The 21,741-nt window shown below is 46.3% G+C and carries 19 protein-coding genes; 7 read left to right on the plus strand and 12 right to left on the minus strand.

Features of this window, described 5'->3' with window-relative positions; translation table 11 throughout:
- The first annotated feature begins 65 nt into the window (after window positions 1–65).
- Window positions 66–1,151 (plus strand): fatty acid desaturase family protein, encoded by a 1,086-nt coding sequence (locus tag GO755_RS13410; RefSeq protein WP_157585512.1) that lies wholly within the window; start codon window positions 66–68, stop codon window positions 1,149–1,151.
- Window positions 1,152–1,203: 52 nt separating this feature from the next.
- Here GO755_RS13410 and GO755_RS13415 read toward each other — a convergent pair whose 3' ends face one another.
- Window positions 1,204–2,091, minus strand: coding sequence for a DNA/RNA non-specific endonuclease (locus tag GO755_RS13415; RefSeq protein WP_157585514.1), 888 nt, complete (start codon window positions 2,089–2,091; stop codon window positions 1,204–1,206).
- 118 nt (window positions 2,092–2,209) lie between these two features.
- Here GO755_RS13415 and GO755_RS13420 point away from each other — a divergent pair, with 118 nt between their 5' ends.
- From GO755_RS13420 to GO755_RS13430, 3 genes are all read left to right on the plus strand, one after another.
- On the plus strand, window positions 2,210–4,372 hold the full coding sequence (locus GO755_RS13420; protein WP_157585516.1) for a tetratricopeptide repeat protein: 2,163 nt from the start codon (window positions 2,210–2,212) through the stop codon (window positions 4,370–4,372).
- 165 nt (window positions 4,373–4,537) lie between these two features.
- Window positions 4,538–4,798: a hypothetical protein gene (locus GO755_RS13425; protein WP_157585518.1), complete on the plus strand. Its 261-nt coding sequence runs from the start codon at window positions 4,538–4,540 to the stop codon at window positions 4,796–4,798.
- On the plus strand, window positions 4,795–5,208 hold the full coding sequence (locus GO755_RS13430; protein ID WP_157585520.1) for a putative toxin-antitoxin system toxin component, PIN family: 414 nt from the start codon (window positions 4,795–4,797) through the stop codon (window positions 5,206–5,208). The genes GO755_RS13425 and GO755_RS13430 overlap by 4 nt, the downstream gene beginning before the upstream one ends.
- A gap of 98 nt (window positions 5,209–5,306) precedes the next feature.
- On the opposite strand, the gene scpA is transcribed toward GO755_RS13430, so the two are convergent.
- Together scpA and GO755_RS13440 are read right to left on the minus strand one after the other, a co-directional pair.
- Window positions 5,307–7,502 (minus strand): methylmalonyl-CoA mutase, encoded by a 2,196-nt coding sequence (gene scpA / locus GO755_RS13435; protein WP_157585522.1) that lies wholly within the window; start codon window positions 7,500–7,502, stop codon window positions 5,307–5,309.
- Between the two features lie 13 nt (window positions 7,503–7,515).
- Window positions 7,516–8,850, minus strand: a complete 1,335-nt coding sequence (locus GO755_RS13440; RefSeq protein ID WP_157585524.1) for a methylmalonyl-CoA mutase family protein — start codon at window positions 8,848–8,850, stop codon at window positions 7,516–7,518.
- A 303-nt stretch (window positions 8,851–9,153) separates the two neighbouring features.
- Between GO755_RS13440 and dnaA the strand changes: the two genes are divergently transcribed.
- Both dnaA and GO755_RS13450 read left to right on the plus strand, forming a co-directional pair.
- Complete coding sequence (gene dnaA, locus GO755_RS13445) at window positions 9,154–10,563, plus strand: chromosomal replication initiator protein DnaA (RefSeq protein WP_157585526.1); 1,410 nt, start codon at window positions 9,154–9,156, stop codon at window positions 10,561–10,563.
- 13 nt (window positions 10,564–10,576) lie between these two features.
- Complete coding sequence (locus GO755_RS13450) at window positions 10,577–11,566, plus strand: GNAT family N-acetyltransferase (RefSeq protein WP_157585528.1); 990 nt, start codon at window positions 10,577–10,579, stop codon at window positions 11,564–11,566.
- Window positions 11,567–11,657: 91 nt separating this feature from the next.
- On the opposite strand, the gene GO755_RS13455 is transcribed toward GO755_RS13450, so the two are convergent.
- The 9 genes from GO755_RS13455 to GO755_RS13495 form a co-directional block, all read right to left on the minus strand.
- Window positions 11,658–12,449, minus strand: coding sequence for a DUF3108 domain-containing protein (locus tag GO755_RS13455; RefSeq protein WP_157585530.1), 792 nt, complete (start codon window positions 12,447–12,449; stop codon window positions 11,658–11,660).
- Window positions 12,450–12,479: 30 nt separating this feature from the next.
- Complete coding sequence (locus tag GO755_RS13460) at window positions 12,480–13,526, minus strand: aminopeptidase (protein WP_157585531.1); 1,047 nt, start codon at window positions 13,524–13,526, stop codon at window positions 12,480–12,482.
- A 254-nt stretch (window positions 13,527–13,780) separates the two neighbouring features.
- Entirely contained in the window at window positions 13,781–14,422 is a 642-nt protein-coding gene (locus GO755_RS13465; RefSeq protein ID WP_157585533.1) for a cysteine hydrolase family protein, read from the minus strand.
- 52 nt (window positions 14,423–14,474) lie between these two features.
- Complete coding sequence (locus tag GO755_RS13470; RefSeq protein WP_157585535.1) at window positions 14,475–15,758, minus strand: serine hydrolase domain-containing protein; 1,284 nt, start codon at window positions 15,756–15,758, stop codon at window positions 14,475–14,477.
- 88 nt (window positions 15,759–15,846) lie between these two features.
- On the minus strand, window positions 15,847–16,407 hold the full coding sequence (locus GO755_RS13475; RefSeq protein ID WP_157585537.1) for a GNAT family N-acetyltransferase: 561 nt from the start codon (window positions 16,405–16,407) through the stop codon (window positions 15,847–15,849).
- Between the two features lie 6 nt (window positions 16,408–16,413).
- On the minus strand, window positions 16,414–17,514 hold the full coding sequence (locus tag GO755_RS13480; protein WP_157585539.1) for a mandelate racemase/muconate lactonizing enzyme family protein: 1,101 nt from the start codon (window positions 17,512–17,514) through the stop codon (window positions 16,414–16,416).
- A 96-nt stretch (window positions 17,515–17,610) separates the two neighbouring features.
- Entirely contained in the window at window positions 17,611–18,744 is a 1,134-nt protein-coding gene (locus tag GO755_RS13485) for an amidohydrolase family protein (RefSeq protein WP_157585541.1), read from the minus strand.
- A 20-nt stretch (window positions 18,745–18,764) separates the two neighbouring features.
- Window positions 18,765–19,244 carry a 2-C-methyl-D-erythritol 2,4-cyclodiphosphate synthase gene (gene ispF, locus GO755_RS13490; protein WP_157585543.1) on the minus strand — a complete coding sequence of 160 codons (480 nt, stop codon included), beginning with the start codon at window positions 19,242–19,244 and terminating at the stop codon, window positions 18,765–18,767.
- Window positions 19,241–20,476 (minus strand): M16 family metallopeptidase, encoded by a 1,236-nt coding sequence (locus GO755_RS13495; RefSeq protein WP_157585544.1) that lies wholly within the window; start codon window positions 20,474–20,476, stop codon window positions 19,241–19,243. The genes ispF and GO755_RS13495 overlap by 4 nt, the downstream gene beginning before the upstream one ends.
- Window positions 20,477–20,650: 174 nt before the next feature.
- Between GO755_RS13495 and GO755_RS13500 the strand changes: the two genes are divergently transcribed.
- Window positions 20,651–21,694: a tetratricopeptide repeat protein gene (locus tag GO755_RS13500; protein WP_317165862.1), complete on the plus strand. Its 1,044-nt coding sequence runs from the start codon at window positions 20,651–20,653 to the stop codon at window positions 21,692–21,694.
- Window positions 21,695–21,741: the final 47 nt, after the last annotated feature.

Genomic DNA, 21,741 nt, shown 5'->3' on the forward strand with positions numbered 1-21,741 from the left:
CTATGAACGATAATTGAAGCGACCCGAATTTTTGTGTATATACCTTTAACCACCGTATCTGTTGCATGAAGTCATTGAGCACTATCCACGATCCCACATTCACGGGTGGGAATTATAATCGGCTGGATCGCTTTTTTCTCCAGTTTATTAAAGATGAGCGCGATTTGCCCTTTATTTATCTTATCATCCGCATTTGTCTGACGCTCATTCCACTCAGTGTACTCTTATTTATGCCCTTCCTGACAGGTTGGGCCTGGTGGGCAGTTGCAGCACTGCACTTCGTCTTTAGTAATCTGGGCATCAAAGGTCCTTTCGGACTGATGCTTCACTGCACAATTCACCGGCAGTTTTTTAAGTCAGAATATGACTGGATGAACAAGTTTCTGCCCTGGGTACTCGCCCCGTTTTTCGGCCATACACCCGAGACCTATTACAGTCATCACATTGGCATGCACCATCCTGAGAATAATCTCGAAGACGATGATAGCAGCACCATGACATTTCAACGTGACAGCTTTCGGAGCTTTCTGGCTTATTTCGGTCGCTTTTTCGTAGTTGGTGTCCGTAACATGCTGACGTATTTGCGGCAGAAAAACCGCCCTAAACTGGCTACCCGCGCCCTAACAGGAGAAGTCGTATTTGGAATTGTCTGTCTCGGACTATGTTTTATAAACTGGCGTGCTACGGTATTGGTATTCTTGTTGCCACTTGTTGTTTACCGGTTTATTGCGATGCTGGGTAACTGGACACAACACTCATTTGTGGACTTTGAAGATCCAGGTAATGCTTATAAAAACAGCATTACGTGCATTAACATACGGTATAACAGAAAATGTTGGAATGATGGTTATCATATCAGCCATCACATTCGACCCGCTATGCATTGGAGCGAACACCCAACTTTTTTCCTGAAAACCGTCAATAAATACGCACAAAATCAGGCAGTTGTTTTCGATGGAATCGATTTTGGGCAAGTGTTTTTTCTCCTCATGTTTAAGCGATACGATGTATTAGCTCGGAACATGGTCAACATAAATGGTGCTTTTGCTGATGATAAGGAAGCCATTGCACTGCTACGTCGACGCACGCAACGAATTCCAATGAGCCCAGTTGTTAAAACTGTTCCACAAGCAGCGGCAATAGCTGCCTAAATCTTCCTGGTATAAACAGATGGGACGTTCTGTAACGTCCCATCTGTTTATACTAACTATTCCCGCCGTCGATTTGCCTTTCAATAATCTGCTGAATGTCAACCGGTACGTTCGACAGAAAATCATAACCCGTTAGTGTTTCTAAAGCGTCTACACTGGTTAAATAAGCTCGCCAGGGTTTGTCTGCAGCAGTCTGATTATTGGGAATATTAACCGCAATGACGCGTGTATTGGCTGTAATCTGAAAGGAATTGTCGGTTTCGGTGGGCACTACAACGAGTATTTTCCAAAGGGTGGCTGGAACAGTTAGTTTTCCATTTGCTATTGTAGTTGCATAGCCGTTTTGTCCAGTGCCTCCAGTTCCGCTTACTCCAGCAATAATATAGACATCATTTCCGTTGCTCATCAGTTGCCGTTCATAGTCTTCTAAACTTTTCCAGACCTCCCGATTATGCCTCGGGGCTTGTGGCACGATGTTGGATAGGATGAACGTGGCTGCATTATCTTCGGGCGTTGAATCCCGATCATCGGATGGACATAGATGACCTCGGTCAAAACCAGTATTGGTATAATCGTTTGGACGGGCAGCATACCAACCCGTGGGTAACGTTGGATCTGGTCGGAAATCTGTTGTTCGTTTGGCATCTCCTTTCCAGGATGGGCTTAAATGCCAGCTTACCCAGTTAGCAATGCCTCGACTGCGATTATACGACAGCATATATTGTGGGCGGGTAATGGGGTAATTGTCTGGATCACTGATCGACGCTCGGCTCGGATTACCGAGGGCGAGGTTGTCAGTTCGGCTAAGATTGACAGGGGGAGTCTTTGCTGCTGGAACCGACGGTCGCGTTGTAAAACAACCAGTTAGAAGCACCCCCAGGCTGACCGTCAAAATAATAGTTTTGAACGGATGATGAAGTTGAATTGATTTTGCTGACATTCTTACGGAACTTTACGATCAATCCATAAATGTAGTAATTCTCGATGTAGCCTATTAGTAAATCTGACAAGAGAATTTGAGTAACCTAAAATAGAAGAATAGACGAGTATCTGCTGTTATGGCTAAAAAAAAACAAGCACCTGGCTACGAGAATCCGCGCTCGACAGCTCCCAAATCTACACCGAATACAACACCGGGTACCATAAAGCCCAGTGCAACTCGCCCTGTTGAAACTACGCAGCGTCCACCAGTTCGCCCAACAACGGTGAAGCCAGTTGTTACAACCGATCTGCCTATTGACCGACGGCCTATTGAATGGTGGCCACCCGCTATTCTGGCTTTATTAGGATTCGCACTATATATAAACACGTTTGGTCACCAATATGCGCTCGACGATATTGCCGCTGTAGGGCAGAATTTGTTTGTTAAAAAAGGGCTTGCTGGTATTCCTGATTTACTTCGCACTGAGTTCTGGCATTTTAGTAATATTTCGTTGGGGTACTATCGCCCTCTGTCGCTCATCACATTTGCGATGGAGCAGGAATACTTTAAAGATAACCCCAATATCAGCCATATGATTAATGCCGGTCTGTATGGAATAACGGGCTTAGTCGTTGGTGTGCTGTTGCAGAAGTGGCTGACTAACCAGACGATTACGGCATTTTTGATCGGGCTGGTTTTTATTGCTCATCCGCTTCATACCGAAATTGTTGCTAACATAAAAGGGCGCGACGAAATTTTGAGTTTCCTCTTCATTTCGCTGATGTTGCTTTCTTACTGGAAGCATTTAGAGTCCAAATCACCGTTTTGGTTCAAAGGCCCTGCTTCCGACTGGCCGTTAGGCGGAATATTGGGACTCTTCTCTATTGTGGGTGGCTGGGTTATTGGTAGTAGTCTGATGATGAATACCTTGGGCAGTACGGCTGGCGGTATAGTAGGCGTGCTGATTATGGGGGCATTGTCGGGAAGTTGGTTGGGTCTTGCCTGCGCTTCACTTTACTTTGCCTTTCTCTCCAAAGAGTCATCTATTGTAAGTCTGGCCCTGATTCCAGCAATGCAGTATTGGTTTGCCCGTCGGAATGTCTGGCAATCGCTCATTAGTTTGTGGCCATTCCTAATTGTTACCGCGCTGTTTTTTTACCAGAAACAGAAAATGATCGGTACGCTTAGCGGAACACCTCCTGTTGACTGGGCAAACTATCCATATGCGATTGAGAAGACTCAGAAGTCGACTATGTTTAAATTCCTGGAATATTACCTGCGACTACTTATACTGCCTCATCCGCTGGTGTATGACTACTCCTATAATATCATTCCATCGGGTGGAAAGGGTGATATTCTGACATGGGCTGGCTTCTTTACATTTGTAGGGCTGGTTTGGCTTGCCTGGAAAGGATTTATCAAGCGTACACTCTGGGGGTTTGGAATATTCTGGTTCTTCGTAACCATGGCGCCAGGACTGGGCTTCATCTGGTTCCGGGGTGGTATTTTTGCCGAACGTTTCTCCTATGCCGCTGTCATGGGCTTTGGTTGTATAGTAGTCTGGGCTTTACAGAAGTTATTGGTTCGCCAATCTGAAGATTCTCCAAAGCCAGTGCTGGTTCGGTATGCTCCTCTATTGGGACTGATGGCCGTTGTGATTGGGTTATATTCTTTCAAAACAGTAGAGCGTAACCGCGACTGGGAGAATAATTTCGTGCTCTTTAATTCAGCACTACCATATGCACCTAATAGCTGCCAGGTACAGCGGCACGTGGCAAATGAGTGGATCGAGAAGGGACTGAAAGATCGTGCTAAAGCCGATTCAATCGCCAATGCAACGAACGCGATTAAACCGAAACCTTCGGTGGAGCAGGTTAAGAAGGCTCAAGCACTAATCGATACAAATATTGCGCACGCCAATAAACATGGTCGCTGGGCACTCGATCACTTGCAGGAGTCCACACGAATTTACCCCAACTTTGGTGAAGCCTATTTCTCGATGGCGTACGTGTTTCAGAAAATTACGCCCAATGTTGACTCTGCTAAGTATTACTATAAACAGACGATCCGGGCGGCCAATGCCTATGCTCCGGCTTACAACAACCTTGGCGTAATCTATCAGGGTGAAGGACAGACTCAGAACAATCGGCAGAAGCTTGAACTGGCGTCGTACTATTACAATCGGTCGATGGTGGTAAATCCAGCCTATGTCGATGGACAGAATAACCGCGCGAATTTGATGAAAGCCTTTGGCATTGATGTAAAAGTGCTGCCAGATTCGGTTATTAATAAGTACTAGAGACCCAGTTCTCTAAGGTTAAGTATAAGGGGCGTCCCTGACTCAGGAACGCCCCTTGTACTTAACCTTAGAGAATAGTTTCGACTGGGAGGTTAGCATACGGAAACGCCTATCTATAGGAATTTGTTACCTTTATACAATCAACGATACCAAGCTTTAGCGCTTATGAACCCGTCAACAAACCCCCGCAGATTAAGCAATGCCCAAGCTCTACTGCTTCAGTTGTTTGAACGTGATTTGTCTGAATCTGAGCTTACAGATGTGCGTCAAGTGTTGACTAAGCACTTTGCCCAAAAAGCCGAAGCTGAAGCCGAACGTATTTTGAAATTAAGAAAACAATCTGCCAAACAGGTGGAGCAGGATAGTATAGTTATAAATGAAAATAGAACGGAATATTTACAACAGCTCCGGTCTACTAATCAATGAAGGCTGTTATTGACACAAACGGATTACTCAATGCAATCTCTAAGCGTGGTTCAAAGAAATGGCTTTATAATGCATTTATAGCTGAATCCTTTATTTGGGTTTTCAGTAATGAGATACTGACTGAGTACGATGAAGTGATTGGCCGAAAATTCAGCCAGGATGTGGCTAATTATGTAATCAGTTCTCTGCTGGTATCTGCTAATCACGAGCGTTTCGAGCCATCGTATAAATATCAATTAGTGACTAAAGATCCTGACGACAACAAATTTGTTGATTGCGCAATAGGAGCTAATGTTGACTATTTAGTCACTGATGATCGACATATACTAAGTCTATTGACAATTCCTGACCTCTTTCCTCCAGTTCCTATTGTTACATTTACTCAATTCAGAAATATCTTAAAAGATTGATTTAAGTAATGGGATAGACTTGTTCAAAGCCTTTGGTATTGATGTGAATGTTAAGAAGCACCATGTCAGATGTCAGCATTTTCATTTGCTATTTATCATTAAGATTGCTCCTGCATCAACTCCGTCAAAATCTTCTGAGCTGCCACTGAAATCACCGTTCCTGGTCCAAATACGCCCTTTACGCCCGCATCATATAAAAACTGATAATCCTGTGCTGGAATAACTCCCCCAGCAATCACTAAAATATCGTCGCGACCGATTTTCTTTAGCTCTTCAATTAGTTGCGGTACCAGCGTTTTATGCCCTGCTGCCAGACTTGATACCCCCACAATATGGACATCATTTTCTGCCGCTTGCCGAGCTACTTCGGCAGGGGTTTGAAAGAGTGGCCCCATGTCGACATCAAAGCCTAAATCCGCGAAGCTAGTCGCAATTACTTTAGCACCCCGGTCGTGGCCATCTTGCCCCATTTTAGCTACCAGAATCCGTGGGCGACGACCATCGAGTTCAGCAAAACGGTCGCTCATTTCGCGGGCTACCCGGAAATTTTCATCGTCAGACACTTCAGCGGAATAAATGCCCGACACGGCTCGAATTGTGGCCTTATGTCGGCCGAAAGCTTTTTCCATAGCGTCAGAAATTTCGCCAAGAGTAGCGCGGTGGCGGGCCGCTTCAACCGCAAGCGCAAGAAGGTTTTTAACTCCCTCTTCTAAACTAGGAGAGGGTTGGGCGGTCCGACGATCTGGCGAAGTAAAAGCAGCTTCCGTTAAGGCCGCCAGCGCCTGCTCTACTTCTGCCTGATTCCGTCGCTCTTTTACCTCTCTCAATCGCTTTAATTGACTTTCACGCACAGCCTGGTTGTCAATATCGAGAAGCTCAATACTGGTTTCGGTTTCGGGTTTGTACCGATTGACACCTACAATAACATCTTTACCAGAATCAATACGAGCTTGTTTGCGAGCCGCAGCTTCTTCAATTCGGAGCTTAGGAAGGCCTGTTTCGATGGCTTTCGTCATACCGCCTAATTTCTCCACTTCCTCAATCAAAGCCCACGCTTTTTCAACCAATTCGTTCGTCAGGTACTCAACGTAATAGGAGCCTCCCCAGGGGTCAACGGCGCGGGTAATGTCCGTTTCGTGTTGCAGGTAGAGCTGGGTGTTACGAGCTATTCGAGCCGAAAAGTCAGTAGGTAAAGCAATGGCCTCATCCAGTGAGTTTGTATGTAGGCTTTGTGTGCCACCCAGCACAGCTGCAAGGGCTTCGACTGTTGTTCGAGCTACATTATTAAACGGGTCTTGCTCAGTTAAACTATAGCCAGAAGTCTGACAATGGGTTCGTAACGCCAGCGACTTCGAATTTTTCGGCTCAAACTGCTTCACGATTTTTGCCCAAAGTAGCCGACCAGCTCGTAGTTTGGCAATTTCCATAAAGTGATTCATGCCAATGCCCCAGAAAAATGACAGACGGGGAGCGAAGTCGTCGATACCCATACCTGCCCGTAAACCCGTTCGAATGTACTCAAGTCCATCGGCCAGCGTATACGCTAATTCAATTTGGGCGGGTGCACCTGCTTCGTGCATGTGATAGCCGCTAATACTAATTGAATTGAACTTCGGCATATGCCGGCTGGTGTAAGCGAAAATATCACCAACAATGCGCATAGAGGGTTCTGGTGGGTAGATGTAGGTGTTCCTAACCATGAACTCCTTCAAAATATCGTTTTGAATTGTGCCGGATAGTTTTTCTGGTGGAACACCCTGCTCTTCGGCGGCTACAATGAAAAATGCCATGATGGGCAACACTGCGCCATTCATGGTCATCGACACCGACATTTGATCGAGAGGAATCTGGTCGAAGAGGATTTTCATGTCTTCGACTGAATCAATAGCAACACCTGCTTTACCTACATCGCCCACTACGCGCGGATGATCAGAATCATAGCCCCGGTGGGTGGCTAAATCAAAAGCGACCGATAACCCTCTTTGTCCGCCAGCCAGATTACGTCGGTAGAATGCATTCGATTCTTCAGCGGTTGAAAAGCCTGCGTATTGCCGAATGGTCCACGGTTGGCGAACATACATACTGGCATAAGGCCCACGCAAAAATGGGGGAATTCCTGCCGCATAACCCAAGTGGTCAGCCTTGGCCACATCTGCAATGCTAAAGTGTGGCTTGAGTTTGATGCCTTCGGCAGTCGTAGAAGACATTGTGCCCTGGGCGGGAGTTTTATTGGCGATTTCATGCCCAGGACTCTCTACCCTATGTTCGGCTATACTATTGAAATCAGGTCTCATGTTTGGTTAGAGTTTACTCAAATCCCTGGGCTAGTCGTCGGTCAGGTAATAAACCTGTGAGGATTTTAGCAGCCTTATGAAGTTGAGGAGTCGATTCGTCAAAGCGAAACTTCGTAACGCCTACCAGCACTTTTCCTCTTCGCACGGCTTCGACTTTCGCCTGATAGGATCGGTTGATCTCGTCTGCAATAAAGCCTGTGGCCAATGCTTTCGAAAATCCTCCCTGTTTTTCGACATTCAGAAACAGCACCCAGGCGGCTTCGGTTAGCTTCTGCGTCAAATTTTCGATGTAATACGATCCTGCCGATGGGTCAGCAACTCGATCTAAATAACTCTCGTCTTTCAATAGTAGCGATACATTACGAGCCATTCGTTCGGCAAACGGATCTGCCTCTACGCCAGATTGGCCTAAAATAGCATTGTATGGGTGTATTGTCAGCACATCGCAGCCACCTATGACGGCTGCCATCGCTTCCGTAGTTGCCCGGAGTAAATTGGTGTATATGGTAGCTGTAGAATCGTAAAAGGTAGATGTTTGGGCATGGATACTCAATGAATAATGACTGATAGCTAATGAATAATGGCTGATAAATCGGCTAAAAAGCACCCTCAGAGCGCGGAGTTTCGCTATTTCCAGAAAATAGCTCGTGCCGATGGAAACGGACAAACTGGTTTTGGGTACGAGTTGATCAATCGTTAGGCCTTCATTAGTGAGTCGATCATAGCTGTCAGCCAGTGAAGCGAGCATAAATGCCAATTCCTGGATGGCTGTGGCTCCAGCATTGTGAAAGATGTGGCTACTAGAACAAATCGTGCGAAATTGAGGTGAGTCAGCCGTCAGGCGAGTAGCTTCGGCGGTGCTATCATCGGTATCTGCCAGTAAACCTCCCTTGAGTTGATAAGGGGCAACGGCTTTTAATTTCCTTACCAATTCGGCTCCATTGATTCCTGTTGTTTGCGCATTGAAGCGAAAAAAGACCGGGGCTTCGCTAAGCTTAATACCATTCAGCAGTTGCATTAAGTGGGGTTCCTTCGGTAGCGTGATTACCAGAGCATCTGCTCCATGAATGAGGGTATCCCGAAGATTGATATTGTCCGTTTTTTCGTTAGAAATAACCCGTTCGGGCGCATTGAGCCAGCCAGGTGTTTGTTTCTGGGCTTCCTGAGTCGTAGTAAGCGGCAGATCTGTAAGGCTATCAGCCGTATAGTAGGGTTCCAGGGTGAAGCCTTCATCGGTATGCCAGCGCAACGTATCGTAAGCTCCCTCACTTTTCAATTCTTTTTGAACCTGAGTTTGCCAGGCCGTCTGGTCAGTCGCTGGAAATAAAGACGAAAAAAGAGAGTCCATCAGGTAGGTTGCGATGATTAATAGTAAAAGTACATTTTTTATCTTTTCGAGGGAAAATTGTGCCTGTTACCGCTTAATAAGTGCCTTGATTGCATTATTCAAAGGGATTTAAATCGGCCCTTGACGTTCCGCCTGAATCACGTAATTTTAGCTTAACATTGGGAAAGGAAGACAGCACTGCTCAAAAAACCTGACGTAGTCCGTATGGCCGGGTCAGATATTTTCCCCATATTTGTCTCCCTTTTTTGCGACCCCAACCGTAATTAGAAATGTCTTCCCGTGAATATAACAACTCAGACCGGCATGCAGCGTGAAATAACGACGGTGTGGAATCGCTGTCTGAACGTTATTCGGGAGATTGTACCCGAACAGAGTTTCAATACATGGTTCGAACCCATTGTGCCTCTGAGGCTTAATGGGAATGTATTGACGATTCAGGTGCCCAGTGAGTTTTTTTACGAATGGCTTGAAGAAAACTTTGTTCATGCTCTGCGCAAGGCACTCGATACGGCTATTGGCCCCAACGGTCAGCTGGAGTATTCGATCATCGTCGATAAGGGGAATGCCCAGAACCGCCCACTTACAGTAAATATACCGACGACTAAATCAACACAAACATCCAAACCCGATAACGTTAGCCCTGACCTTATCAAGAGCCCTTTTATCTTCAAAGATCTTGATTCGCTAACGCTCGATTCATACCTGAATCCAACTTATACATTTGATAACTATGTGGAGGGCGATTGTAACCGTCTGGCGCGTTCGGCGGGTTATGCCGTTGCTGAGCGACCGGGTGTTACTTCCTTCAATCCACTCATGATTTACGGGGGCGTTGGCCTGGGTAAAACCCATTTGGTTCAGGCTATCGGGAACTACATCAAGAATAACAACCAGAACAAATTCGTATTATACGTTACGTCTGAGAAGTTTACCAACCAGTTCCTCAATGCCGTTCGAAGCGATGGTATTCGCGACTTCACTTCGTTTTATATGCAGGTGGATGTGCTGGTGATTGATGATGTGCAGTTTTTGCAGAAGAAGGAAAAAACGCAGGAAATCTTTTTCCATATTTTCAATCACCTCCACCAATCGGGAAAGCAAATTATCATGACGTCTGACCGCGCTCCAAGGGCGTTGGACGGCTTGGAGGATCGGTTACTGTCCCGATTTAAATGGGGACTCTCGGCTGATTTGCAAACGCCCGATCTCGAAACCCGGATTGCCATTATTCAGAAAAAACTCCAGGCTGAAGGTATTTATATCGAGAATAATGTGATTGAATACCTGGCTCACAGCGTGAACACCAATGTGCGGGAGCTGGAAGGGGTGATTGTATCGCTAATGGCGCAGGCATCCCTGAATCGGCGGGATATTGACCTGGAACTGGCAAAACAAACTCTACGGAACATAGTAGTCGATTCGGATCGCGAAGTCACTATTGACACGGTGCAGGAAGCCGTTGCCAGTTATTTCAATGTAACGATTGCCGATCTCAAGGCTAAAAGCCGGAAGCGTGAATTAGTGCATCCAAGGCAGATTGCCATGTATTTAGCCAAAGAAAAAACCGACTTGTCACTCAAATCCATTGGCTATCATTTTGGAGGCCGTGACCACAGTACGGTCATTCACGCCGTGCAAACCATCAGCGATCTAGTAACCAAACATGCCGAAACCCGCGAGGCAATTGAGAAGCTGAAAGCGCAGTTTAAATAGCGTTTTCGTCAGCATGACAAAAACGCTGAAGATTGTCCCCCGTCATCAAATCGATAGTATTGCCTGGGATGCTTGCGTGGCTGCTTCTCCACAACGAATGCTGTATGGCTATTCCTGGTATTTGGATGCTGTGTTGCCTGCGCCAACGTGGAAATGGGTTGGCATCATTTCAATAGATGAATCAGGACGATATCGGGCCATCATGCCTGTCCCGTTACGCCGGAAGGTAATAGCAGGAATTACATACGAATGGGTTGTGCATCAGCCGTTCTTCTGTCAGTTTCTGGATGTTTTCAGCCCCGATGGCTCCGTTGATTCGAGCCCATTTTTTCAGTTGACGATTGAGCAGTTTCGATATGGTTCTGTATTCTGTACCCGTTCGCAATCAAACAAATTAAGCGATATCGGGCCTACTGAGCAGCTCACTACCCACATACTCGACCTTTCCGCTGACTACAAAACGATCTATCAAAATTACTCGCACGACCGTAAGCTGAATCTCCGCAGGGCTCGGCATGAATTCAATGCAGTTGCCAACTGGACAATTGTGGAGTCAGGCGACCCAGAGCCCTTGCTAACCTTATTTCGTCAACATCACGCTGAGACTATTGATGGAGGAGTGGCAGATTGGGCCTACGCTATTTTTAGAAAGTTGACAAACGAACTGAGCAAGCGTGGTTTAGTTACTTTGCGTTATGCTCAGCACGATGGACAACTAGAAGCTGGCGCCTTGTTTGTGTGCGAAGGAAATCGAATCATATATCTCTTCAATGCAGCTTCTGAGATTGGGCGAAAGGCAAATGCCCGCACACTCCTGATTGACCAACTGATTCAGGAAAAGGCTGGACAATCATTCGTATTTGACTTTGAAAGCCCTGCAAAACCATCAATTCAAGCTTTTTACCAAAGTTTTGGGGCCACTGAAGAGCCGTTTGGGATGATGCGCTGGAACCGATTGACATTTATTGAACGAGTATTGCTAAAATTGAAAAATCGATTTTGATCTTATAGCGAACCGGTTGCATAAAAAGCGAAAAGGCGTGCCACGGCTCTAAACCGTGGCACGCCTTTATATAGAACTATTGATAAACAGCTTAAAAAAACTTCAGAGGCTGCTTCAAACCGTTATTAAGTTTCAGATCCATTGCCATAGAACCTATCCATAAATCGACTTCAACCTTAATTGGGATTTTATTCGCATCGTCGGAAACGAAAATCCGGATTGATTCTTCCTCTTTAAACATGGCATTTCCTGGGGGCAGTACAGGATTAAGTTTGATTACATTAATCTTGCCGCCCTTTGCCTTGACCACGTCTTTACCCCGATACCGAACCTTCATATTATAGATGGTATCGTCATAGAAGGCTGGAACCTCGATTACCTGACCACTACTGAGTTTGTTAAAGTCGATGGTTCGCAGAAAATAATAGCCGCTGATGAGATCATGGACATTATCGGGCACTTTAAACACATCCTTTTCGGTGCGTTCTTCGGCCTTTACGGTATTGGTTTCGTGATTGAACGTAATGTTCTCCTCCTTCCGATATTTATTTTCCTGGAGGTTAGTATAAAACTTTTGTGGAAGTATCGCCGAAGTATCGATGTAGGAACGCCAGGTGTCGCGCACACGCGTTACAAGATCGAACGCGCCAACCGTACGGCCATCCACATTAACCCGATAGCAGGGTCGATCATTTACTTTATAAAGGGTCGGGCTAACATCCACGACGGCTTCAGCTGCGTTTATAAACCCATAGTGAACCCGATATTCGAGGTGCTCACCAGGTCCAAAACTGTTATTCTGCACGCGCCGATACGTGTTCATAGCCATAAAACCAGTGCTAAGAACAGACAAAATACCGATGCCAATCAATAACTTCTTCATACTATCAACTACCCGTTGACCGGGCTTTGTTTACAAGGATGGATAGGTCTGTTTAAGGTATGTTAGATATTTTTTGAAATCTCCACCAAATCGTTTTTCAAATTCCTGTCGAAAACGGTTCTGTTGTTTCCGATAAGTCAAATACCCAATAAAATACGCATTATTGGGTAGGTTTAGTTTTGTAAGCTGCCTTCTTTTTGCAGAAGATACACTTGGTTTGCTTCGTTGGTCGGTTAATGTATCTGATGAATCAACAATTTGCCGAATTGTAGTCCACTTCAACGAATCTTTTAGTGCGCTAGGCGTTGCCGGTTTAAACGACTTATACAAGCTGTCAAGCACTCGGGTTCCGCGTAGAATATGCTCATCATAACGTTCATAAAACGCTTTCGTTGCCAGATAGTTCTGATAATGAACTGATGTCTTGCCGTACTTCTGAGCCAGAAATCGAAGAGCTCCATATTCGCCTACGAAATCTGCCAGGTTTTCATTGTATTCTAAACTGTTTTTCACAAATAAAGTACCGTGTGTCAGTTCGTGAATAATCAACTCGGCCAAGCTTCCTTCCGGTCTATCCAGAAAACTGGACAGAATCGGGTCATTTAAAAATCCTAATGTCGACCAGGCCGACACTTCACCAATACGCGTATCCAATCCTTCTCGTTTCAATTCTGATACAGTCGAATCGGCCCGGTCTTTTTCGAAAAAACCTTTGTACGAAAATGTACCAATTATGGGAAAGTGCCATTGTCTGGCAATGAGTTGATACGGTTCAGCTGCCGTTACTACCCACAAAATAGGCTTTCCCTCCTGGTCGTAAAACGATTCGTAACTCCCCGACTTATCCAGACCAAGCGAGTCTAAAGCAAAACGCTTGATTTCGCGGATAAGTTCTATTTTTTGTTTCAAAGAATCGGGATATGCCGGGTCGCCCAGCACTTCTGAAACGGGTTTAGTATTCCACAGAATATGTAACTGGCCTCGTGCCTGCATCCAGCCATAACTGACTAGCTCCCACTGCCAGACAATTAGAATAGCCAGAACCCCTACAACGACAAGACCAATTTTTTTGAGCATAGGTTGGAAGTAACCCTTAGTAATGTTCGCTGCAAAAGTAAATAACCAACAGTCGTAAATAAAGATAAAGTACTATCAGCTAGCAGTTCGGGCTTGTCAACTGTACTAAATGCCTGATAAGTGGGAATTGATTATGGAGATTCCAGTACACTGTCTTAGAATACCAGAATCAAACTTTGCTTAAAATAAAACCGGCCTTACCTGAATGGCTGGGTCGGTTCTAAAGTATAAGGCAGAGAAATTGATCTGTGAGTTTAAGCGGAATAGCCACGCGTTTCAACTTCCTGAACAGCTTCGCCTGTCAATTCATCTAAAAACTGGCCATGTGTCATCGGCTTCGAGAACATCGGGAAGTTTTTAGCGCAGGCAAAAGCCTGTTCTTCTTCGCTTAAGGTGGCGGTGCAGTCGGTAAGTGTGATGACCTCGAAGCCTTTTTCATAGCCTGATCGCATGGTTGATTCTACACAGCAATTGGTTAGAAAACCCCCTAAGGCGATAGTTTCAATACCCTTGCTCCGTAAAATAAAATCCAGATTGGTGCTGGCGAATGCGTCCAGACCGCGCTTGCCTTCCAGCACAATATCACCGGATTGGGGTGCTAGCGTATCAATAATATCAACACCCCACGAGCCTTTACGGAACGATTGACTGTCTACAACACCCTTCAGAATGCCGTATGGATGTTTCGTGATTTCAAAATAACCTTCCTGAAAACTAATGGGCGAATGGATGACAACAGCCCCGGCTTCGCGTGCTTTTGCCACAAGGTCAAGCGTGTTGGCCAACATGTTGGTAGACTCCATAACACCTTTAACAGCATCGTGCAGGCTACCTCCTGGCGACGTAAAATCATTCTGGTATTCGATCAGAACAACGGCGGTTTTTTGCGGATTCATGACAGTTCGGTTTAGTGACAGACTGATAACGAAAGGAGCTACAATCCCGTGTTTACTCCAATGCCTGATAAACGGCAATCCGAAATTTCTTCACGAAATCTCCGTAGTAGGCATACGGATGGACATTGGTAAAAATCAGCAGAATAAGTTCTTCTTTGGGGTCGATGGTGAACTCGGAACAGTACATGCCTCCCCAGGTAAATGAACCCGGTGTTGCCTGATCTCCATAGTGCGAGTTCTCAGTAATGAGCTGAAAGCCAAGCCCGAATTTATCTTTTCGGTCCCAGACTTCGGCTGTGCCGATCTGATTCCGGAGCATCATTTCGACAGTCTTACGCCCTAAGATTCGCTTGTTGTTGAAAGTGCCACCATTGAGCATCATCTGGCAGAATTTCGCATAATCCTCTACAGAACTGACTAAGCCAGCCCCACCCGAGAAGAATGTCTTTGCCCCCGAGATCACAAAGTTTCGGTACCCCTCGTTCGTATGTACCGTCAAAGGTTTGTCCATGCTCGACTTGCTGTATAACTCGACCAACCGACTAGCCTTATTGTCGGGTAAATAGAAATAGGTGTCAGTCATTCCCAGCGGTTCAAGCACTCGTTCACGCATGGCTACATCAAAAGGCTTACCGGATAGGATTTCGATCAATCGACCAAGAATATCAATGTTTAGACCATACGTAAAGCCTGCACCAGTTGAATCAGTACCCGGATCGCGAAGGAGCGGGCGAGTGGCGAGTTTATTGATAACGTCTTCGAGCTTGTCGGGCGCGGTCGAGTTGAAAAATGGAATCTTGAATTCAGCTCGTTGGTCGAGAGGGTGTTCGTAGGGGATACCCGCGTTGTGGCTCAGCAACTGCCGAATCGTAATTTCACTTTTTGCGGGCCGGGTTTCATAGCTACCACCAACGGGATCTTTTTTGTCGTAGGTAACCAGCACTTTTGGGTTTTTAAAAGCCGGAATGTATTTCGAAATAGGGTCGTCTAATAAAAACTTTTCCTCTTCGTACAAGGTCATCAATGTTGCAGTCGTGATGGCTTTCGACTGCGAGGCAATGCGGTATAAATCGTCGCGTTTCAGGGGCGTTTTCTTCGCCAGATTACTATAGCCAAATGCTTTATAATGAACTATTTTACCGCGATGAGCTACAAACGTGACTGCATTGGGGGCAATGTCTTTGTCGATCAGTTCCTGTAACCAGGTATCCAATCGTTTTAATCGGTCGGCAGAAAAACCAGCTTCTGCTGTCGATTTGGCGGTAGTGAAAGTTTGTGGAAGGGATTGGGCAAGAAGCGAGGTATTGATAAATAGGAGTAGTAGGAGTAGGCGCATTGTGTTCTGTTCCAGGTTCAACGTTTCGTGTTCAGCTACGTGACAGTAACTTGAAACTACGAACTACAAACGTCAAACCCGGCAGATTCTACTTCTGAAAATCCCAGGCTACTACCACCCATGTTTCGCCAATGACCGGGTCGAAGAACTCATGAAGTGGTTTGAAACCAACGCGATTATGGGCACGCAACGAACGAGTATTGTTGGCCGAAATATCAGTTATCAGCAACTGGTAGCGATCGCCATAAACCTCACGATGATGCTCAAACATTCGGTCGAATATGCGCTGACCCCGGTAACCTTCGCCTACACAAACCTGGCCCATTACATACCACGGGTATTGCTGTAGCGGTTTCTCGTTGTAGGTCAGTGTATTAATTAATGAGAAAAGCGGTAGTAATTCCGGCACGTCGGTTCCGAATTCGGGAAGCATAGTTAGGGCATAACCTACAACTGTATCACCATCTTTGGCAATAACACTTGGCGCGGCCTGATTCATACGAGTCAGCACTTGCGGGTCATGCTCAACGGTTACAAAACCCTGATCAAGTTGCACATCGACAGGTACATTTTTACGTAAATTGGCTTGTTGCAGCGTCAGAATACCCTGCACATCGGCGGCTGATTGAACGGTGGTAATCGAAATCATGAACTGCTAAGAAATAGTTTTACACTCACAGCGAGCCAAAAATGTCGAATCTACTTCGGCACCGATGCCTGGCGTTTCTGGTAGTTCGATCTGGTAGCCGTTGTAGGTAATGCCGCCATAGACGGGATCTTCGGCATGCTCAAAACAAGCGTCCAGATCGTAGAAACGCACGTTTTGGCGAGCTGATGCAAAATGGGCATTCGCGGTCAACGCTAATCGCGACTCCGACATGCACCCGATCATACACGGAATTCCGGCAGCTTCGCCAATGGCGTTGATCTTGAGGGCTTCAAAAATACCCCCGCTCTTCGAGAGTTTGATATTGAAATAATCTACAGCCTCTTCGCGCACGAGTCGAATGGCATCGGTGGCATCGAATAGACTTTCGTCGGCCATAATGGGGACAGTTGTTTTCTGTCGAATTTGGCGCAGTCCCGCAATGTCATGCCGTTTAATGGGTTGCTCACAATACTGCACATTCCAGTCACCAATGGCGCGTAATACGCCTGAAGCCGTAACAACATCCCAGCCCTGGTTGGCATCGGTACGAATGGGAATCGTATCGCCAATGGCTTTCCGAATAGCTTCTACCCGCTTAATATCGTCCTGTAGGTTCGTTCCGAGTTTCACCTTGATGGCTTCGGCACCTTTCGCCTGAATCCGGAGCGCATCCTCAACCATACGCTCGGGTGTGTTGATGTAAATCGTTTCGTCGGTTACGAGTGTACGTTTTTTACCCCCCAGGAACTGGTAAAGTGGCATTCGGGCGGCCTTGGCAGCGATATCATACAAGGCCATATCGAAGGCCGAGCGAGTTGTGGGATGAGCAGGCAAGTAGCGCGTCAGTGCGTTCAGACAGCCTTCGATATGCAGTGGATTGTAGCCAATCAGCAGGCGAGCCATATCGTTTGCAGCCGCTAGTCCTGATGCCTGGGTTTCGCCAGCAATCATCCACAGGTGAGACCCTTCGCCCCAACCTGTAATGCCTTCGTCAGTCTGAATCTCGACCAGTATATTACGCGCGTTTTCAATGGTACCGAGCGAAATGGCAATAGGCGCTTTGAGCGGAATGTCGTAGCGATAGAGGTTGATTTGAGTGATTTTCATTGGTATTTAAACACAGAGGAAACGGAGGTTTCACGGAGTTAACGGAGGATCTCTGTGTTCTCCGTGAGATCTCCGTTAACTCCGTGTTTAAGAACTCTAATTTGGGAATTGGCTCTTATCTAAACCGGGAATAATACGGAGGGCGTTTTTATAGTACACCTTCTTCAGAATTTCATCAGGTAAACCCATGCCGTACATCCGCCAGAATGCATGGTACTTCTTGTGATAAGGGAAATATTCGTCTTCAGTTTCGAGGACGCGGAAATAGGTCGCATATTCTGATGGTACCCAACTGTCTTTTCCGAACAGAATCCGGTCCTGATATTTCTCGAAAAACTTCCGGCTAGCTCGTGGTTGACGACCTAATTCAGCGATAACAGCCCCAATCTCAACATTCATGTTCGGAAACACTTTCATCAGACTGTCGAGCTTGGTCAGATCGTTTGGATACCAGCCCATGTGAGCGGCAATAAACGTGGTTTTTGGGTGCTTACGGAATACATTATGCTGCTCGGCGATGAGTTGTTCCCAGGGGACAGGATCAGTTGGAGAGCGTTTGCGTCCCGCATGGAGTTTGAGTTCGAGCCATCGCTCGTTATATCGATCCATCGGGTCCCAGAAAGATTTGGGGTCGGCGGTGTGAATCAATACCGGAATGCCTAATTCGCCACACTTTGCCCAGATGGGATCTAGGCGTGGATCATCTACCCGAACGCGACTGCCCTTATCGTCTTTGACGTTCAACCCTAAGTTTTTGTAAATCTTCAGACCTCTGGCACCCTTCTTGACGTCTTCTTCAAGCATTTTTACCGCCTGCGCCGTCCAGCCTTTGTCGTTTACATCGGAAAAGTTAAGGTTGGTAAACAGGGCCAAACGTTTCGGATTGGTTTTCTGGATATTGGCCAGCGCACTCGTGAAAAACTTGGTGCTTTCGGCGTCGCTATTGCTAAAGCCGCGCCCACTCAGGTTAATCATAAGACCCATATTTAGGGCATCCATCTGAGCAATGAGCTTGCTTAGATCCTCATTATCCATCTGATATTGGTGGTTGTGAACATCAATAAACGGATATTTAGACCGCGTCAGTTTGTGCTCTGGCACCTTCAGAGTTGAAACGGGATCATACTCCTCGAAACCCAGCGGCTCAGCGGGTTTATTCGACTGGGGGGACTGGCCACAAGCAACGACTCCTAACAAGAGCAACGCCGGAAGGTAAAACAGATTTTTCATAGACAGGATGTATTGACAAACTAATCTCTAAATATAAGCGCCACACAATGAGCGGCAATACCTTCACCCCGGCCCACAAACCCAATGTGCTCCGAAGTTGTGGCTTTAATCGAAATATCGTCTTCGGGAATGGCCATCACTTCTGCCAGACAAGTCTTCATTGCCGGAATATGCGGGTTGAGCTTCGGTTCCTGTAGCACCACCGTTACGTCTACATTCGACAGTTCGTAGCCTGCTCCCCGCACCATTCGAAGTACTTCGGCCAGCAAAAGCTTACTATCAACGCCTTTCCAACGCGGGTCTTTATCCGAAAAATGATAGCCGATGTTACGCATGTTAGCCGCTCCCAGTAAGGCATCGCACAAGACATGGCAAACCACATCCGCATCAGAATGCCCCACCGGACCGAACGTACTTGGAATCTGAATACCGCCGAGCCAGAACGGTCGCCCTTCTTCGAGCCGGTGAACATCATAGCCTTGCCCTACCCGAATTTTCATGCGACTCGGTAATACAAGGTCGAACAATTGTCTTTCCGAAGTACCTGTCTGGCCATCGACTGAATATCGTCGGGCGTGACGGCCTGGATTATAGCGGCTTCTTTATTGACTAAGTCTGGGTCGCCTGCATTGGCCGCATAGGCGAGGTTCATTGCCCGGTTCAATAGTTCGACTTCCGAGAAAGCCAGCGTTGCTTCGGCCTGATTTTTTACTTTAGCCAATTCGTCCTCGGGAACGGTTTGATCTATGAATTCCTGTAAAACAGCTTCTACTGCGGCATCGGCTTCCTCGAGCGAAACACCTTTGTTAAGATTACCCTGAACCACCAATAAGCCGGGGTCAATGGAGGCTGTGATATAAGCGTTTACGCTGCTGAACATAGGATTGCCACGTAGTAGTTGCTGGTAGAGCCGCGATGATTTACTTCGGCCCAGCATATCACTTAATAGGTCGACGTCGTAAAAATCGGCGTCAAAACGACCGGGCATGTGATAGGCTTTGTAGAGCCCATTCAGCGGCACTTTCGCTGATGTTTCCATTTTCCGGGCTTCGACTTGTTTTGGCTCTATAGGAAGCTGGCGAATGTATGGATCGCCCGCGGGAATCGGCGAAAACCACTTGGCACACAACTGCTTCACCTGCTCGACCGTCACATTACCAGCTACCACCAAAATGGCGTTGTTAGGCAGATAGTATTTAAAGAAAAACGACTTAACGTCGTCTAATGTAGCGTCTTCAATGTGGCTAATGTCCTTCCCAATCGTGGCCCAGCGATACGGATGTTGCTGATATGCCAATGGACGAAGTTTAAGCCATACATCGCCGTAGGGTTGGTTTAGATAGCGCTGCTTAAACTCTTCAATCACTACTTTTTGCTGTACATCCAACACCTGTGGGTCGAACGAAAGGCTTAACATCCGGTCCGATTCAAGCCAGAATGCGGTTTCGAGGTTAGCTGCAGGTAGGGTGATATAATAGTTAGTGATGTCGGGGCTGGTGAAGGCATTATTTTCTCCCCCAACTTTCTGCAAGGGTTCATCGTAGCTGGGAATATTTCGCGAACCGCCAAACATCAGGTGTTCGAACAAGTGAGCAAAACCCGTTTTTGTTGGGTCTTCGTCGCGCGAACCAACATTATAGAGAATATTAACTGCAGCCATTGGCGTAGACGAGTCTTCATGAACGAATACCCGCAGGCCATTATCTAAAACAAACTGTTCGTAATGAATCATTAGTAAGAATCTTTTGCGTAAAGCCCTTGTTACATAATACGCATCAAACAAAAGTACAGTTCCGACTGTATAGAATCAAACAACGTTATTGCGACTATTACTTTGTCCATTCTGAAAAGTACCTTTCTAAGCTTATTCTGCCTCTGTTTACCACTGCTGGCTCCCGCCCAGGTTATGAGTGACCCAGTTGCTCAGCAGACCATCGTGAAAGCTTTAGACGATATCTATAATCTTGAGTTCGCGGAGGCCGATGACCTGATTCGACAACTTCAGACTCGGTATCCGCAACACCCGATTGCTTTCATTTTGCGGGCTACGCAACTGGATATACAAAACTTGCCTTTAGTAGAAAATAAAGCAGCTACGGCGCAATTTGAGCAAACGGTTGGGCAGGCATTACAATTGTCAAAGCGAATGCTTGCCAAAAATGAAGAAGACCCCGAAGCCGTGTTTTTTATGCTGACCTGTCATAGTTACATGGCAGCGCTCTATAACAATCAGGGTGAGTCACTAAAGGCCGTTGGCGAATCGAAGAAGGCGTACAATTACCTTCGGGACGGGATCAAACTGATGGACAAAAACCCGGATTTTTATTTTACAACCGGGCTTTATAATTACTACGTCGAGCGGTACCCGATTGATCATCCAATTGTCAAGCCGTTCATGTTTTTCTTTGCCGATGGAGACATTGCCTTAGGAATCAAGCAAATGGACACGTCGACTCGCAAAGCGATATTTATGCGCCCGGTGGCCAATTATTATTTGGCTCATCTGCTGATGAAACACGAAACAAACCCCGCCCGAGCCACGATCTATACGAAGTATCTGGTTGACAAATACCCTAATAATCCGTTGTTTGCCATGACCTATGCTGAATCGTTGTTGTTATCGGGCCGCTATGCAGAGGCTCGACCTTACGTACAGCGGCTAAAGCAGATGCCTAATAAATTAGTGCCACTGGCATTTAATACGTTTACGGGAATGCTGGCTGAACTGGCCGACAAAGATGACAAAGAAGCTACTGAAGCCTACCAGACAGCGCTCAAATTGCCATCTAATGATGCTTATACGAAAGAATATCGCGCTTTTGCCTACGCAGGTTTAGCTCGTATAGCAGCTCGCGCAAATGACCGAAATCAAGCCAGAGTTTACTATAAAAAAGCGCTTGCTGTAGGCGAATATAAATCGTTGATTCGCGAAGCGAAAGCGTATAAATAATATGTATGGTGTATGATATAGGATGTATTTCGCGCCAGCCATACATC

Source organism: Spirosoma arboris (genome assembly GCF_009754945.1).
Lineage (GTDB): Bacteria > Bacteroidota > Bacteroidia > Cytophagales > Spirosomataceae > Spirosoma > Spirosoma arboris.

Coding starts and splice junctions, on each gene's coding strand:
- GO755_RS13410 (WP_157585512.1), top strand. CDS start 66: ATGAAGTCATTGAGCACTATCCACGATCCCACATTCACGGGTGGGAAT.
- GO755_RS13415 (WP_157585514.1), bottom strand. CDS start 2,091: ATGTCAGCAAAATCAATTCAACTTCATCATCCGTTCAAAACTATTATT.
- GO755_RS13420 (WP_157585516.1), top strand. CDS start 2,210: ATGGCTAAAAAAAAACAAGCACCTGGCTACGAGAATCCGCGCTCGACA.
- GO755_RS13425 (WP_157585518.1), top strand. CDS start 4,538: ATGAACCCGTCAACAAACCCCCGCAGATTAAGCAATGCCCAAGCTCTA.
- GO755_RS13430 (WP_157585520.1), top strand. CDS start 4,795: ATGAAGGCTGTTATTGACACAAACGGATTACTCAATGCAATCTCTAAG.
- scpA (WP_157585522.1), bottom strand. CDS start 7,502: ATGAGACCTGATTTCAATAGTATAGCCGAACATAGGGTAGAGAGTCCT.
- GO755_RS13440 (WP_157585524.1), bottom strand. CDS start 8,850: ATGGACTCTCTTTTTTCGTCTTTATTTCCAGCGACTGACCAGACGGCC.
- dnaA (WP_157585526.1), top strand. CDS start 9,154: ATGCAGCGTGAAATAACGACGGTGTGGAATCGCTGTCTGAACGTTATT.
- GO755_RS13450 (WP_157585528.1), top strand. CDS start 10,577: ATGACAAAAACGCTGAAGATTGTCCCCCGTCATCAAATCGATAGTATT.
- GO755_RS13455 (WP_157585530.1), bottom strand. CDS start 12,449: ATGAAGAAGTTATTGATTGGCATCGGTATTTTGTCTGTTCTTAGCACT.
- GO755_RS13460 (WP_157585531.1), bottom strand. CDS start 13,526: ATGCTCAAAAAAATTGGTCTTGTCGTTGTAGGGGTTCTGGCTATTCTA.
- GO755_RS13465 (WP_157585533.1), bottom strand. CDS start 14,422: ATGAATCCGCAAAAAACCGCCGTTGTTCTGATCGAATACCAGAATGAT.
- GO755_RS13470 (WP_157585535.1), bottom strand. CDS start 15,758: ATGCGCCTACTCCTACTACTCCTATTTATCAATACCTCGCTTCTTGCC.
- GO755_RS13475 (WP_157585537.1), bottom strand. CDS start 16,407: ATGATTTCGATTACCACCGTTCAATCAGCCGCCGATGTGCAGGGTATT.
- GO755_RS13480 (WP_157585539.1), bottom strand. CDS start 17,514: ATGAAAATCACTCAAATCAACCTCTATCGCTACGACATTCCGCTCAAA.
- GO755_RS13485 (WP_157585541.1), bottom strand. CDS start 18,744: ATGAAAAATCTGTTTTACCTTCCGGCGTTGCTCTTGTTAGGAGTCGTT.
- ispF (WP_157585543.1), bottom strand. CDS start 19,244: ATGAAAATTCGGGTAGGGCAAGGCTATGATGTTCACCGGCTCGAAGAA.
- GO755_RS13495 (WP_157585544.1), bottom strand. CDS start 20,476: ATGATTCATTACGAACAGTTTGTTTTAGATAATGGCCTGCGGGTATTC.
- GO755_RS13500 (WP_317165862.1), top strand. CDS start 20,651: ATGAGTGACCCAGTTGCTCAGCAGACCATCGTGAAAGCTTTAGACGAT.